Consider the following 15,298-nt stretch of genomic DNA (forward strand, 5'->3'; position numbering starts at 1 on the left):
ATTGCTTTGGCGTGAACTCAGCCACCGCGCACCACCTCGCTCGCCGCCGCAGCGATCGACGCCGGTTGCGGCAGCGCCGCCTCCTCCAGGTGCTGGGCGTACGGGATCGGCACCTCCGCGCTGCAGACCCGCCGCACCGGGGCATCGAGGTCGTACAGTGCCTCTTCGGCGATGCGCGCGGCGATCTCGGCCGACAGGCTGCCGCTGCGCCATCCCTCGTCGACGACCACGGCACGGTGCGTGCGCCGGACGGATTCGAGGAACGTGTCCGCGTCCAGCGGGCGCAGCGTGCGCAGGTCGATCACCTCGGCGTCGATGCCGTCGGCCGCGAGGTCGTCGGCCGCTGCGAGGGCCTTGGCGAGGCTGCCGCCGTAGGTGATGAGCGTGACGTCCTTGCCGGGCCTGCGCACCGCGGCGCGGGTGATGTCCACCGGGCCGGCGTCGTCGGCCAGTTCGCCGGAGAGGTTGTAAAGAGCGTTGTGCTCGAAGATCAGCACCGGGTCGGGGTCGCACAGCGCCGGCCACAGCATGCCGCGCGCGTCCTCCAGCGTTGCGGGCGCGAGCACCCGCAGGCCGGGGATGTGCGCGTACCAGCCCTCCAGGCTGTGCGAGTGCTGCGCGGCGAGCTGCCGGCCGGCGCCAGTGGTCATCCTGATCACGAGAGGCACGGGGAACTGGCCGCCGGACATGTGCAACAACGTGGCGGCGTTGTTGAGGATCTGGTCGAGCGCGAGCAGGCTGAAGTTGACCGTCATGATCTCGACGATCGGCCGCATGCCGTTCAGTGCCGCACCGATGCCCGCGCCGACGAACGCCGACTCCGACAGCGGGGTGTCACGTATGCGCTCCGGCCCGAAGTCCTCCAGCAACCCGAGGCTGACCGCGTAACAACCGCCGTAGCTGCCGACGTCCTCGCCCATCAGGAACACGCGGTCGTCGCGGTTCATCGCGTCGCGGATGGCCTCGCGCAGGGCCTCGCGGTAGGTGGTTTTCACGGGCTCACCTCCGAGGTGACGAACCGGGTGAGGTCGGTGACCGGCTCGAAGTCCGCGGTCTCCGCGGTGGCCACGGCGTGGTCGATCTCCACCGACACCTCGGACTCCAGCGCCCCCAGTTCATCGTCGGTGAACTCGGGCCGAATCAGCTCGACGAGCCGGTCGATCGGGTCGAGGTCGCGCCACTGCGCCACCTCTGCCTTGTCCCGGTAACGCTCAGGGTCGTACATCGAGTGCGCGCGGAACCGGTACGTGCGCAGCTCCAGCAGGCACGGGCCGCCGCCGGCGCGGATCGACTCGGTGGCGCGGCGGGCCGACTCCTTCACGGCGAGCACGTCCATGCCGTCCACCGACCAGGCCGCCAGTCCGTACGACGAAGCGCGCAACGCGAGGTCACCGGCTGCGTGCTCCTTGGCGAACGCCGTGCCCATCGCGTACTGGTTGTTCTCACAGCAGAACAACACCGGCAGTCGCCACAGCGCGGCGAGGTTCAGCACCTCATGGAACTCGCCTTCCGCGGCTGCGCCCTCACCGAAGAAGCACGCCACGACTCGGGGTTCGCCCCGCATCACGTGCGCCAGCGCGAGTCCCGCCGCGACGGGCAGCCCGCCGCCGACGATCGCGTTGCCGCCGAAGAACCGGTGGGTCGCGTCGAACAGGTGCATCGAGCCACCCCGCCCCCGGCTGCATCCGGTCTCCTTGCCGAACATCTCCGCCATCACGGCGTCCATCGGCACGCCGCGGGCAAGCGCGTGCCCGTGGTCGCGGTAGGTGGACACGACCGCGTCCTGCGGGTCCAGTTCGGACATCACACCGGCCGCCACCGCCTCCTCACCCACGTACAGGTGCAGGAAACCGCGGATCTGAGCGGAGCTGTACAGCTCGGCGCACCGCTCCTCGAACCGGCGGATGCGCAACATCTCGCGCAACAGGTCCAGGTGTTCTTTCACCGTCCCACCTCCAGCGTGGACGTGTCACCTTCCGGCAACCCCAGTTCGCGTGCTTTCAGCAGCCTGCGCATCACCTTGCCGCTGCGGGTGTGCGGCAGGTGCTGGTCGAACGCGATCTCCTTGGGCGCCACGGCACCCAGTCGCCGTCGGCCGAACGCGATCAGCTCGGTCCGCAGGTCCTCAGTCGGATCGTTGCCCTCCCGCAACGTCACGAACGCCTTCACGACCTCGCCCACGACCGGGTCCGGCTTGCCGATCACCCCCGCCTCGGCGACCGCCGGGTGTTCCATCAGCGCGCTCTCCACCTCGAACGGCCCGACGAGGTGGCCCGCCGACTTGATCACGTCGTCGGCCCGGCCGACGAACCAGTAGTAGCCGTCGGGGTCGCGGCGGGCGAGGTCGCCGGTGAGATACCAGCCGTCCACAAAGGACTCCGCGTAGCGCACGTCATCGTGCAGATAGCCGCGGAACATCGACGGCCAGCCCGGCCTCAGCGCAAGCTCGCCGACCGCTTCCGGGTCACGCACCTCCACCACGCGTCCGCCGTCGCCCATCACGATCCCGGCCTCGACGCCGGGCATCGGCCGGCCCATCGAACCGGGCAGAATGTCCTCCGCGGCATAGTTGCTGATCATGATCGCGCCGGTCTCGGTCTGCCACCAGTTGTCGTGCACCGGCAGGCCCAGCGCTTCCTGGCCCCACACTACGACTTCCGGGTTCAGTGGCTCACCGACGCTCGCGACGAACCGCAACGCCGAGAGGTCGTACCGCTTGGCGAGTTCGGCACCGGAGCGCATCAGCATGCGCAACGCGGTCGGAGCGGTGTACCAGACCGTGACGTGTTCGTCCTGCAGCACCTCGTACCATCCGTGCGCGTCGAAGTCCGAAGCGTCGACGATCATCGTCACGCCGTGTGTGAGCGGCGCGATGATGCCGTACGAGGTACCGGTCACCCAGCCTGGATCCGCCGTGCACCAGTAGACGTCGTCCGTGTGCAGGTCGAGCGCGTACGCGGCTGTCACGTGATGCGCCAGCACGGCCCCATGCACGTGTACCGCGCCCTTGGGCTGTCCTGTGGTACCGCTGGTGAAGTGCAGGAGCGCCATGTCGTCGGGCGACGTCGGTGGGATGGTGAACTCGTCGCTCGCTTCCGCCATCGCCTCGGCGAACGACCGGGTGCCGGGCGGCGCGTCGCCGATCACCAGCACGTGTTCCAGCTCCGGCAACGACTCCCGCAACTGCTCGACCCGCTTGCGGTACAACTGCGGCGTCGTGACCAGCACCCGCACGTCGCCGAGCCGCAGGCGTTCCCGCACCGGCTCCGGACCGAACGCGGAGAACAGCGGCGCGTACACGCTCGTGTTCTTCACTGTGCCGATGGCCGTGACATACAGCTCCGGCACTCGGCCGAGCAGCGTCGCCACGCGAGCACCCTTGCCGACGCCGAGTGACCGCAACACGTTCGCGAACCTGTTGGTGGCACGCCTGAGTTCGTCGTAGGTCAGCTCCGTCGTGTGTCCTGCGCGATCCCGGCAACGCAACGCGACCTTGTCCCGCAACGGACCGGCCGCGTGCCGGTCCACCGCCTCGTACGCCATGTTGAGACCACCACCGGGCAAACCGGTGAGCTGCTGCCGCGCGCCTTCCCAGCTGAAGTCCGAGCGCGTTCGCTCGTAGTCCAGCAGGTTCGGCGTGACAGTCCCGGCAGGACGCTTCCTGATCGGCTCCCATCCCATGCCTCCAGGTTGGAGCGGCACGGGTCCGGGCAGCAGGGACGAAGGTCCTCGGTGTGCCCGGCATCGGTCCGCGGAACCCGCACCCGCGGCCCGACGGTCCCGGCGAGACAGTGACGTGCGACCTCCCGCGCGAGGTCGCTCGAACGACGATGGCTCCTCGCGACCGCGTTGGTCGCCGCGGTCGCGAACGAGCCCCTTCCATGGCCGACCGCCGTGGGCCGTGGCGTGCTTCTCCTCATCGCCGACCCGGAACTGCTCCACGGCCGGTTCCTCGAGAACCTCAGCGACATCCACTACCCCACCGTCGACAAGGCGAGGTCGCACCCTTGATCATCGTCTTCGACCGGCTCTTCCGATGCACCTGATCCCGGCACAACCCTGGTGACGGCCTTCTGGATTCACACGACTGATCACCGCGCTACCTGCGGAGCCACGTCAGAGCTCGAACACCAGCCGTGCGGGCACGCGGCCGTTGAGCACGTCGTCGAAGGATTCGTTGACCTGGTCCAGCGAGCGTGTTTGCGTGATCACCCTGGTGCGCCCGGCCGCGTGCAGCGCGAACACCTCGGCAAGGTCCGCGCGGGTGCCCACGATCGAGCCGATGACCGAGATGCCGCCGAGCACGGTGTCGAAGATCGGGACCGTGATGGCGGCGTCGTCCGCGGGCAGCGCGACCATCACCAGCCGGCCACCGCGCCGGAGTGACCGGTACGCCTGGGCGAACGGCTTCGGCGACGCGGCCAGCACCACGGCCACGTCGGCGCCGCCGACCTCGCGGATGGCCTCGACCGGATCGGTCTCCGCCGCGTTCACCAGGTGGTCCGCGCCGAGCTCGGCGGCGAGGTCGAGCTTGCTCTGCTCGATGTCGACGGCGGTGACGAGGCCACCGACCAGCCGCGCGTACTGCACCGCCATGTGCCCGAGGCCTCCGATGCCGAACACCGCGACCCGCTCCGCGGGCACCACCCTCGCCACCTTGACGGCCTTGTAGGTCGTCACCCCGGCGCACGTCAGCGGTGCGGCGTCCACTGAGGACACACCGTCGGGAACCTCGACGACGCCGTTGGCGTACGCGAGTGCGTACTCGGCGTAGGCACCGTCGACGGAGTACCCGCTGTTGATCTGGTTCTCGCACAACGTCTCCCAGCCGGAGATGCAGTACCCGCAGTTCCCGCAGGCCGAGCCGAGCCACGGAATGGCGACGCGCTTGCCCACCCATTCCGGTGAGACTCCGTCGGCGACGCTCTCGACGCGGCCGATCCCCTCGTGGCCGGGGATGAACGGCGGCGACGGCTTGACCGGCCAATCGCCGTGCGCCGCGTGGATGTCGGTGTGGCAGAGCCCGGATGTCTCGATCCGCACCAGCATCTGACCGGAGCCGGGGACGAGGTCGGGAATCGGCACCTCCCGGATCTCCAACGGCTTGCTGAAGTTGGTCACGACCGCTGCTTTCATCGCAGTTTCCTTTCCTGGAAGGGGATGATCACGCTAGACACGCTGACGCTGCGAAGACGCTGCAACCGGCTGCGCTCAGGGTGTGTCGGACGGCAGGCCGCGAACTCGCCCCGCCGCGACGACTCTGTCGCCCCTGGCCGAACCACTACGACAGCCTCGCCCGTCTCCCCACCCTCGCGGGGTCCCGGCGGCTTCTACCTGATCAACAGCACTCGAACGTGCGGCGGACAACCCGATTCGCTCAGCAAGCGATCGTCGTCCCCGCAGCGCCACGCAGGATCGCCTCCGCGTCCACAAGCGCACCGATGGCCGCCGCTGATCCCGTTGCCCGCACGAACCGGCGGCACGCTTCGATCTTCGGCCCCATCGAGCCGGGAGGGAACGTCATTTGCTCGAGTTCCGCCAGATTCAGACGGTGCAGCGGCTCCGCATCGGGCAGGCCGAAATCGGTCATCACGGCCGGTATGTCGGTCAGCAGGAGCAGGCGGTCGGCTTTCAGCGCGATCGCGAGTTCGGCCGACGTGAGGTCCTTGTCCACGACCGCCTCGACTCCATGCAGTCGCCCGTTGTCGACGACTGGGGCTCCTCCCCCGCCGGCGCAGACCACGATCGTCCCGTCGCTCACCAACTGCTCGATGGACTCCTGTTCGACGAGCCGGAGCGGTTCTGGGGAGGGCACGACGCGGCGCCAGTGCGGGCCGTCCGCGGCCATGGTCCAGCCGTTCTGCTCGGCGAGTCGGTCGGCCTGGGCGCGGTCGTAGATCGGGCCGATGAACTTGGTCGGTGCGGCGAAGGCCGGGTCCGCCTTGTCCACGACGGTCTGAGTCACCACCGCGAGGACCGGCTTGCGAACGCCGGCGTTGCGCAGTGACTGGGCGAGCCAGTAGCCGATCATGCCCTGGGTTTCGGCGCCCAGGGTGTCGAGCGGGTACGGGCGGGTGAGCGACGGGTCGGCCTCGCTTTCCAAGGCCAGCAGGCCGATCTGCGGGCCGTTGCCGTGACACACCACCAGTTCGTGGTCGGCGGCCAGCGGCGCGAGGGCTCGCGCCGCCGCTTCGACGTGGTGAAGCTGGACGGAGGCGTCGGCGCGTTCTCCGCGCACGAGCAGGGCGTTGCCTCCGAGTGCGACGACGATGCGCATCAGGAGGCCAGCCCTGCGATCATGACCGCCTTGATCGTGTGCAGACGGTTCTCGGCCTGGTCGAAGACGACCGAGTTGGGCGAGTTGAAGACCTCGTCGGTGACTTCTGCTCCGTCCAGCCCGTACTGGTCGTGCACTCGACGGCCGACGGTCGTGGTGCGGTCGTGGATGGACGGCAGGCAATGCAGGAACTTCGTGTTCGGGTTGCCAGTGGCCTTCATCAGTTCAGCGGTGACACGGTAGGGCGTCAGGAGCGGGACTCGGCTGTCCCACGCTTCCTGGGAGTCGCCCATGCTGACCCAGACGTCGGTGTAGATGAAGTCGACGCCGCGGACGGCCTGGTCGGGGTCGTCGGTGACGAGGACGCGGGCGCCAGTCGCAATGGCGAGCTCGCGTGCCTTGTCGATCACGTCGGCCGGTGGCTGCAACGAGGTGGGGGCGGCGATGCGGACGTCCATGCCGAGCAACGCGCCGGTGATGAGAAGCGAGCGGGCCACGTTGTTGTGGCCGTCGCCGACGAAAGCGAAGCTGATCTCCTCGACCGGGCCGCCGTGGTTCTCGACCATGGTCAGCACGTCGGCGAGCATCTGGGTCGGGTGCCAGGAGTCGGTGAGGCCGTTCCAGACCGGGACGCCGGCGTGGTCGGCGAGCTCCTCGACGGTGTCCTGGGCGAAGCCGCGGAACTCGATCCCGTCGAACATGCGGCCGAGGACCTTGGCGGTGTCCGGAATGGACTCCTCGCGGCCCATGTGGGAGCCGGTGGGGTCGAGGTAGGTGACGTGGGCGCCCTGGTCGTGGGCGGCGACTTCGAAGGCGCAGCGGGTGCGGGTGGAGCTCTTCTCGAAGACCAGGGCGATGTTCTTGCCGGTGAGCAGCGGGTGTTCGGTGCCGGATGCCTTGGCGCGCTTGAGGCCGCGGGCTTGGGAGACGAGGTCGAGGAACCTGTCCCTGGTGAGGTCGAGTTCCTTCAGCAACGAGCCGGGGTGTCGCATCGAAGTGGTCCTTTCAGATGCCGTCGCGCTGGATCGGACAGGTCATGCAGCGGGCGCCGCCCCGGCCGCGGCCGAGTTCGTTGCCGGGGATGGAGATGACCTCGATGCCGTGATCGGCGAGCATGGTGTTGGTGACGGTGTTGCGCTCATAGCCGACGACGACGCCGGGTGCGAGAGCGAGGAAGTTGTTGGCGTCGTCCCACTGTTCGCGTTCGGCGGCGCTGGCGTCCTCAGCGGCGCACAGCACGCGGAGTCGGTCGAGGCCGAGCTGGTCCGCGATCACCTGGAACACCGAGTCACGTTCCTCGACGTGCAGACCGGCCGAGGCGTGTTCCACGACCTCCAACGGGTCTGCCGGAGTGATCAGCCACGTGCGCAGCTGCACGGGATCCAGTTCCGGATAACGGATGAACGTGGCCTGGTCGAGCATCGTCATGACCGTGTCGAGGTGCATCAGCGCGTGCGAGCGCGGCAGGCCGACGGCGATGACCGAGGTGGCCTGGCCGGTGCGGAACAGTTCCCGCGCAAGGATTTCCACTCCCATCGGGGTGGTCCGCTCCCCCATGCCGATCAGCACGGTGCCGCGGCCGAGGACGAGGATGTCGCCGCCTTCCAGCGTGGCGGGCTGGTGGTTGGCGTCGTCGGCGCCGTAGTAGGTCGGGAACGTCGCGTCGGCGAACAACGGGTGGAAGCGGTAGACGGCTTGGCAGTGCAGGGATTCGCGGCGGCGGGCGGGCTTGGCCATCGGGTTGACGGTCACGCCGCCGTAGACCCACGCCGAGCTGTCGCGCGGGAACAGTGTGTTCGGCAGCGGTGGCAGCACGAAGTCGTCGAGGCCGAGTGAGCTCCACCGAAGGCTGTGCACGCCGAGTGGAGACAGGTCGGCGCGGGTGACGCCGCCGACGAGCAGTTCGGCGAGTTGCAGGGCGTCGATCTTCTCGGCGAACTCGCGCACGGGGCGCACGAGCGTGGGGCCGAGGAGTTCCGGCGTGCAGACGCGGTCGAGGACGAACGCGCGAGCTTCCGGCAGTGCCAGGGTCTCCGCGAGCAGAGTGCCGGTGTGGTGCACGGTGACGCGACGGGCGCGCAGGGCGTCGGTGAAGTGGTCGTGTTCCTCGCGGGCCTTCGAGGCCCACAGGACGTCGTCGAAGAGCAGTTCGCCGCAGTTGCGCGGGGTGAGGCGGGACAGCTCCAGGCCCGGCCGGTGGACGATGACCTGGCGGAGCGTGCCGACTTCGGAATGGACGCCGAGGGTCATGACCTCGCCTCGCCGTACTCGCCCCTGCCGACCTTGAGCCAAAGGTAGAGCGGCACGCCCAGCAACAGGCAGACAGCTCCGTAGTAGACGGCCTGGTAGCCGCTGCCGGCCAGGGCCCAGAAGGAGAAGACGAGGGCGAGGACCGAGACGACGCCGTCGCGGAGCAGGTGCGGCCATTCGGCCTTGCGGCCGCGGACCAGCAGCCAGAAGAGCTGGGCGGCGGCGCTGAACAGGTACGGGACGACCGCGGTGAACACCGACAGCAGCACGAGCGTGGTGAAGACCTGGTCGAAGCTCGTGTAGCTGACGATCACCAGCGCCGAGGCGAGGATGGTGGAGCTGACGATGCCGAAGCTGGGGATGTCGCCTCGGGTGCGCAGGAACGCCACCGGGAACAGCTTGTCCTTCGCGGCGGCCATGGGCATCTCGCCGACGATCAGGGTCCAGCCGATCAGGCAACCGATCCCGGACACGACCGCCGCGATCGCGATGGCCTGGCCCGCCCACTGGCCGCCGAAGATGGCGTTGGCCGCGTCGGTGAACGGGGCCTTGGTCTCCCGCAGCGCGCTGTTGGGCACGGTGCCGAAGACGGTGAGCGTGCCGAGGATGTAGATGACCGCGCAGCCGATGGTGCCGAGCACGGTGGCGCGGCCGACGTTGCGCTCAGGATCGCGAACCCGACCGGCGGCGACGGAGGCGGTCTCGATGCCGATGTAGCTGAACAACGCGATCGCGGCAGCTGCCGTAATGGCGCCGCCGATCGAGGTGCCGCTGGCGTTGAACGCGCCGAAGTTCGCGGACTTCACGAAGAACACTCCGACAATTGCCATGAACAGCAGCGGCACGATCTTCAGCACGGTGAAGACGATCTGCGTGACGGCCATGCTCCGCAGACCGGACAGGTTGACCAGAGCGGGGATCCACAGACCCGCCAGTGCGATCGCGATCGACCAGCCGACCTGGTGCTGGGTGTTCACGAAGACCTCGACGTAGCCGACGAGCGCCACGACGATCGCGGCGTTGCCGGCCCAGGCGGTGATCCAGTAGCACCAGGCGTTGAGGAACCCGGCGAACTCACCGAACGCGTCCCGCGCGTACACATAAGGGCCGCCGGAGCCCGCGATCCGCTTGGACAGCGCGCCGAACGCGAGCGCGAGAGCCAGTGCACCGATCGTGACCAGCACGAACGCCACGAGGCTGACCGGTCCGAACGGCGCGAGCGCCGCGGGCAAGCCGAATACACCCGTCCCGATGACGGAACCGACCACCAGCGCGATCGCGGTGGGCAGCCCGAACCTGGAGGGTTTCGGCGTATTGCCGCCGGGGTCAGGCCGCGTCGCGGCGGCCGGTCCTGAGATGTCTGTGCTCACGACGCGCTCCCAACTCCGATGTGGACTTTGCTGTGAGCAGCCTGCGCTCGGCGCTTGCGCGGTCCCACCGACTCATGACTTGTCGGTGCCGGGAACTTGGTCCTCTTCCGCCCGGGACCCCGGTCTCTGCACACCGCGAGACCGCGCGAGAAGCCAAGGCCCGAGATCAAGGACACGACCGACGCGATCGTGCGCGTCAACGCAGTCACCATCACCACGGGACTCTTCGACACGGCGTACGAGGTGTTCGAGAGCGCCGGCGACGGCGGAGCGCTGAAAGTGGTTCTGCGGGCTTGAGAAACCGAGAGGTACCGGGTGAAGCCAACGCTTTTCTTGTGCTCATGCCCTTCTCCCCCAGCGGAAGTAGGCGAGTGGCCCGGCGAAGTTCACCAGGATCGCCAGCGCCCACCACCCCTTGCGTCCGCGCACGAACTCGCGCGGCCGCAACGCCAGGTCGGTCCACGCCGCAGCGGCCAACAGCACCTGCACGACGCCCATGGTCACCAAGGTCCTGCGCTGCGCCTCGGTGAGCTCGCTCCACCGTCGTCTCGCCATGATCAGATCCGTTCGGGTGTGGTGATGCGCACGTCGGTCACGCCGGCGACCGCACGGGCCAGCACCTCGGCCACGTGCCGGTCGGTCGCATCGTCCATCATGTCCACAATGGACACTTGCCCGCCCCTCACCTCAACCTGCCACCGGTGCGAAGCGCCCAGCACGCCGAGTCGGTGGCGGATCTCCGCCTCCATGACCCGGTCGTCCCGGCTGATCGAACGCAGCATGTCCCGCCGGGTCACGATGCCGACGAGACGGCCCTCGCGCACGACCGGGACGCTGCGCACGCCGTGGTCGAGCATCAGTTCGGCGACCTCCGCGAGGTCGGTGTTCGGGGTGACCGTCACCGTCGGCCTCGTCATCACCTGGGCCACCACGTCACCGGGCGCGTGCCGGGGCACGGGCGGTTCGCCGTGCACCAGCCACCGGGGGTCCTGCGGCAGCCGGTCACGCAGCAGTTCGGCCTCGCTCACCACACCGACGAACGTTCCTGTGGCGTCGACCACGGGCACTGCGGTGAAGCCGCGTTCGGCCAGCAGCCGGGCGGCGTCACGGGCGCCCGTGTCCGGGCTGACCACCACCACGTCGGTCGTCATCACGTCTCGAGTCCTCATGTGCGTGCGCTCCTTCAACCGAAGATCTCGGTCTGACGGGGGTGCGTCGTGTCGTTCCACTCCGGCAGCAACCGGTTCTGCAGGTCGACGACGCCGGGCAACGACCGGACGAGGTGATCGGCGATGTCGATCTCGCTCTGCCGTTCGAGCCGTCCCTGCAACGTCACCACGCCGTCAGTCACCTCGACGTCGACGGTGTCCGGGTCGACCCACAGCGTGCGGCCGAGGATCTCGTCCCGGATCGTCGTGCGCAGCTCGTCGTCCTCGCGCAGGTAGAGCTTGAGCACGTCACGGCGCGACAACACGCCGACGAGCGCACCGTCTCCGTCGATCACGAAGAGCCTGCGGACACCGGCCGCAGCGAGCTCCCTGGCTGCCGCGCTGACTGAGGTGTTCGGCGAGACGCTCTTGACCGGGCTGGTCATCACGTCCCTGGCGGTCAGCCCCGCGGCCTGCTCCCACCGGTGCTTGGTGTCGCGTCCGGCGAACAGGCCGGGTGCCTCGGCGGTGCCACCGCGGAACTCCTCCTTCGGCAGCAGGTCGGCCTCCGACACGACGCCGACGGGGTAGCCGCCGTCGAGCACGGGAACAGCGCTGATGCCGTTCTCCTCCAGCAACTCCACCAGGTCCTTGAACGAGGACTCGACGTCTGCGCTGATCACCTCCCGCGTCATCAGCGAGGAAACAGTCGGTTCACGCATGACACACCCTCCGGTGATCCGTTCGTTCACGTGCGTCCCAGCGTTGTCGAGCACAAGGCGGCAGCACACGTGCCAAAGGCGGCACCGCACGGGGACAGCGGTCCCGGTTCGCAGGGGACCTAGGCCCCTCACCCCCACCCCGCGGCGCTGCGAGGTTTGAGTGTGGAACTGGAGACCTGGAGGTGAGCCGGATGAACCGCGGTCAGCCGGACGAGAACACCGTGCGGGCGGCGGTCGCGCTCGCCTGCCGCGCGCCGTCGGTGCACAACTCCCAGCCGTGGCGCTGGGAACTCGGCAGGCACAGCCTGCACCTGTATGCCGATCGCACGCGCAGCCTGCCCGCGATCGACCCGCTGGGCGCCGACCTGATCATCAGCTGCGGTGCCGCGCTGCACCACCTGCGAGTGGGCCTGGCGGCGCTCGGGTGGCGCGCGGTCGTGCACCGCCTGCCGAACCCCGGACAGCCCGACCACCTCGCGGCGATCGAGTTCGAGGCACGCGAACCCAACGAGGCGCACGTCGCGCTCGCGGCCGCGATTCCACGCAGGCGCACGGATCGCCGCGCGTTCTCCTCCTGGGCGGTTCCTCAGGGGATCACCGCGCAGCTCGTGGCCTGTGCGCTGGCGGAAGGTGTCGAGGCGCAGGAGGTGGTTGGCCGCGCACGGGACGAACTGCTCATGGCCATCGCCACGGCCGCGACCGCCCAGGAGGCCGATCCGGCGTACCGCGACGAGATCCGCAAGTGGACCGGTGTCCATCCGGGCGCCTCGTCGGGTGTGCCCGCGGCCAACATCCCGGCCGGCTCTCGGCAGTACGGCAACCTCCAGATGCGCGAGTTCGCACCGGGTGAGCTGCTGCAGACCGACCGCCGGCTGCTCAGCGAGGACGCCGGATCCCTGATCGTGCTCAGCACCTCGTCCGACGACCAGCTGTCCCGGCTGCGCGCGGGCGAAGCGACGAGCGCCGTCCTGCTGGAGGCCACGTCGGCCGGCCTCGCGTGCTGCCCGCTCAGCCAGCCGCTGGAGGTCGTGGAGACCAAGGAGCTCGTGCGCGACCACGTGCTGGGCGGCTCGACATGTCCACAGCTCGTCATCCGGGTCGGCTGGGCCGGCTTCAACGCCGATCCGCTGCCTGCCACGCCTCGCCGGCCCGTCATCGACGTCCTCACCCCGCAGGAGCGGCCATGAGCAGCTACATCCGCGACTTCAGCAGCCTCGGCAAGAACGACACGGACATAGCCGGCGGAAAGGGGGCGAACCTCGGCGAATGCACCCGTGCGGGACTGCCCGTGCCGCCCGGTTTCGTCGTGACCGCCGAGGCGTTCCTGAACTCGATGAGCCAGGTCCGCGACGACCTCGCCACCGAGCTCGCGATCGCGCTCGACCGGGCGACCTCTCCCGAACGGCTCGCGGAGTCCGCCGAGCGAATGCGGGAGCTCGTGCGCAAGGCGGGTGTCTGCGATGACGTTCGGCACGAGGTGCTGCAGGCCTACCGCGAACTCGGCCAGGACGAGTCCGTCGCCGTGCGCTCCTCGGCCACATCGGAAGACACCGCCGGAGCTTCGTTCGCCGGAATGAACAGCACGTTCACCAACACCCGAGGTGCGCATGCCCTGCTGGACCGGCTGCTGGACTGCTGGGTGTCGCTGTTCGGCACGCGCTCGGTCGCCTACCGCGCGGAGCAGGGCATCACCGACGAACCCGCGATCGCCGTCGTGGTGCAGCGGATGGTGAACTCCGAACGGTCCGGCGTCATGTTCACCGCCGACCCGTCCTCCGGTGACCGCGACAAGTTGCTCGTCGAGGCGTCCTTCGGACTGGGCGAGGTGGTGGTGAGCGGCTCGGTCGAGCCGGACACCTACGTGCTGCGCCGCAATGGCGACTCCCTGTCTGTTGTGGACACTCGGGTCGGCCGCAAGTCCCACAAGATCGTGCGCGGTCCGGACGGAGCCGACCAGCGGATCGACCTCACGACCGAGGAATCCCACGCCCAGGTCCTCACCGAGGCCGAGGCGATCGCGATCGGACAGCTCGGGGTGCGCGTGCAGCGCCATTACGGCGAACCGCAGGACACCGAGTGGGCGATCGCCGACGGCAAGACCTGGCTCGTGCAGTCGCGGCCCATCACCACGCTGCCCGATGCCACCGTGACGCTCGACGGTCCCCTGGTCGCCGGTCTGGCCGCCTCTCCCGGCATCGCGTCCGGACGGGTCCGGGTGCTGCGCTCCCCCGATGAGGGTGCACGACTGCGTGACGGCGAGGTCCTCGTCGCCGAGATGACGAACCCCGACTGGGTGCCCACGATGCGCCGCGCGTCCGCGGTGGTCACCGACGGCGGCGGCATCACCTGTCACGCCGCGATCGTGGCCCGCGAGCTACGCGTCCCGTGCGTGGTCGGCACTGGTTCGGCGACCATGGTTCTCAAGGAAGGGCAGCAGGTCACCGTGGACGGCAGCGCGGGTGAGGTGCGCGCCGGCTCGGCACCGATCACGACCGCGCAGCGGATCGTCGCTCCTGCCATGCCGTCCACCGAAGCCCTCGGCACGCGGGTGTACGTCAACCTCGCCCTGCCCGAACACGCGGCCGAGGTGGCCGCGATGCCGGTCGACGGCGTCGGCCTGCTCCGAGCGGAGTTCATGCTGACCGAGGCACTCGGCGCCGAACACCCCCGCCGGTTCCTCGCCCAGCACGGCACCGAAGACTTCCTCAACGCGATGACGTCCGCTCTGCTGCAGATCACCCACGCGTTCGCGCCGCGGCCCGTCGTCTACCGCACGATGGACTTCCGCACCAACGAGTTCCGCGAGCTCAAGGGCGGCGACAAGTTCGAGAAGCACGAGCACAACCCGATGATCGGCTACCGCGGCTGCTACCGGTACGTCGACGACCCGATGCTGTTCAGCCTCGAACTCGAAGCACTCGCTCGGGTGCGGGAGCAGACGCCGAACCTGCACCTGATGATCCCGTTCGTCCGCACCAAGTGGGAGCTCGACGCCTGCCTGGAGCACATCGACCGCAGCCCACTCGGCCGCCAGCGCGGACTGCACCGCTGGGTCATGGCCGAAGTGCCCTCAGTGGCGTACTGGATCCCCGAGTACGCCCGGTCCGGCATCGACGGGGTGTCCATCGGCAGCAACGACCTCACCCAGCTCATGCTCGGCGTCGACCGCGACTCCGAACTCTGCGCGGACCTGTTCGACGAGTCCGACCCCGCCGTGCTCGACATGATCGGCCGCATCGTCGGCGCCGCTCGCGACGCCGGCATCACCTCGTCGCTGTGCGGCCAGGCACCGTCCAACAAACCCGAGTTCGCCGAAAAGCTCGTCGAGTTCGGCATCACCTCGATCTCGGTCAACCCCGACGCCGTTCCCGCGGCACGAGCGGCCATCGGGTCCGCCGAACGCCGGCTCCTGCTGCGCAACCACCGCTGACCACCTGGAGTTTCAATGATCAGGTCAAGTGATCTGGGCTGTGAGTGGTGAGCGATGAAACTCCCGGCCGTCACGCAGCAGTGCCCAGATGACGTCGACCA

Annotated in this window: 13 protein-coding genes; 2 read left to right on the forward strand and 11 right to left on the reverse strand. The window is 69.0% G+C overall.

Annotated features, from left to right (window positions below):
* Positions 1-17: 17 nt before the first annotated feature.
* The 11 genes from JOD27_RS37485 to JOD27_RS37535 form a co-directional block, all read right to left on the reverse strand.
* Positions 18-995, reverse strand: a complete 978-nt coding sequence (locus tag JOD27_RS37485) for an alpha-ketoacid dehydrogenase subunit beta (RefSeq protein ID WP_204767094.1) — start codon at positions 993-995, stop codon at positions 18-20.
* Positions 992-1,945 carry a pyruvate dehydrogenase (acetyl-transferring) E1 component subunit alpha gene (pdhA, locus tag JOD27_RS37490; protein ID WP_307830560.1) on the reverse strand — a complete coding sequence of 318 codons (954 nt, stop codon included), beginning with the start codon at positions 1,943-1,945 and terminating at the stop codon, positions 992-994. Before pdhA ends, JOD27_RS37485 begins: the two co-directional genes overlap by 4 nt.
* Positions 1,942-3,681: an acetate--CoA ligase gene (gene acsA, locus JOD27_RS37495; protein ID WP_204767095.1), complete on the reverse strand. Its 1,740-nt coding sequence runs from the start codon at positions 3,679-3,681 to the stop codon at positions 1,942-1,944. The genes pdhA and acsA overlap by 4 nt, the downstream gene beginning before the upstream one ends.
* 435 nt (positions 3,682-4,116) lie before the next feature.
* Positions 4,117-5,136, reverse strand: coding sequence for a zinc-dependent alcohol dehydrogenase (locus JOD27_RS37500; protein ID WP_204767096.1), 1,020 nt, complete (start codon positions 5,134-5,136; stop codon positions 4,117-4,119).
* A gap of 241 nt (positions 5,137-5,377) precedes the next feature.
* Positions 5,378-6,277: a carbamate kinase gene (locus JOD27_RS37505; protein ID WP_204767097.1), complete on the reverse strand. Its 900-nt coding sequence runs from the start codon at positions 6,275-6,277 to the stop codon at positions 5,378-5,380.
* Positions 6,277-7,269 carry an ornithine carbamoyltransferase gene (gene argF, locus JOD27_RS37510; protein WP_204767098.1) on the reverse strand — a complete coding sequence of 331 codons (993 nt, stop codon included), beginning with the start codon at positions 7,267-7,269 and terminating at the stop codon, positions 6,277-6,279. Before argF ends, JOD27_RS37505 begins: the two co-directional genes overlap by 1 nt.
* A gap of 13 nt (positions 7,270-7,282) precedes the next feature.
* Complete coding sequence (locus JOD27_RS37515) at positions 7,283-8,527, reverse strand: arginine deiminase (RefSeq protein ID WP_204767099.1); 1,245 nt, start codon at positions 8,525-8,527, stop codon at positions 7,283-7,285.
* Entirely contained in the window at positions 8,524-9,897 is a 1,374-nt protein-coding gene (locus JOD27_RS37520) for an amino acid permease (protein WP_307830561.1), read from the reverse strand. The genes JOD27_RS37515 and JOD27_RS37520 overlap by 4 nt, the downstream gene beginning before the upstream one ends.
* Positions 9,898-10,236: 339 nt before the next feature.
* A complete protein-coding gene (locus JOD27_RS37525; protein WP_204767100.1) occupies positions 10,237-10,452 on the reverse strand; it encodes a PLDc N-terminal domain-containing protein in 216 nt (71 codons plus the stop codon).
* A gap of 2 nt (positions 10,453-10,454) precedes the next feature.
* On the reverse strand, positions 10,455-11,066 hold the full coding sequence (locus JOD27_RS37530; RefSeq protein WP_239570725.1) for a CBS domain-containing protein: 612 nt from the start codon (positions 11,064-11,066) through the stop codon (positions 10,455-10,457).
* Positions 11,067-11,080: 14 nt separating this feature from the next.
* A complete protein-coding gene (locus tag JOD27_RS37535) occupies positions 11,081-11,767 on the reverse strand; it encodes a CBS domain-containing protein (RefSeq protein WP_204767101.1) in 687 nt (228 codons plus the stop codon).
* 191 nt (positions 11,768-11,958) lie between these two features.
* On the opposite strand from JOD27_RS37535, the gene JOD27_RS37540 reads away from it, so the two are divergent.
* Together JOD27_RS37540 and ppsA are read left to right on the forward strand one after the other, a co-directional pair.
* Entirely contained in the window at positions 11,959-12,954 is a 996-nt protein-coding gene (locus JOD27_RS37540) for an Acg family FMN-binding oxidoreductase (protein WP_204767102.1), read from the forward strand.
* Entirely contained in the window at positions 12,951-15,197 is a 2,247-nt protein-coding gene (gene ppsA, locus JOD27_RS37545; RefSeq protein ID WP_204767103.1) for a phosphoenolpyruvate synthase, read from the forward strand. Before JOD27_RS37540 ends, ppsA begins: the two co-directional genes overlap by 4 nt.
* Positions 15,198-15,298 lie beyond the last annotated feature (101 nt).

Source organism: Lentzea nigeriaca (assembly GCF_016907955.1).
GTDB classification, from domain to species: domain Bacteria; phylum Actinomycetota; class Actinomycetes; order Mycobacteriales; family Pseudonocardiaceae; genus Lentzea; species Lentzea nigeriaca.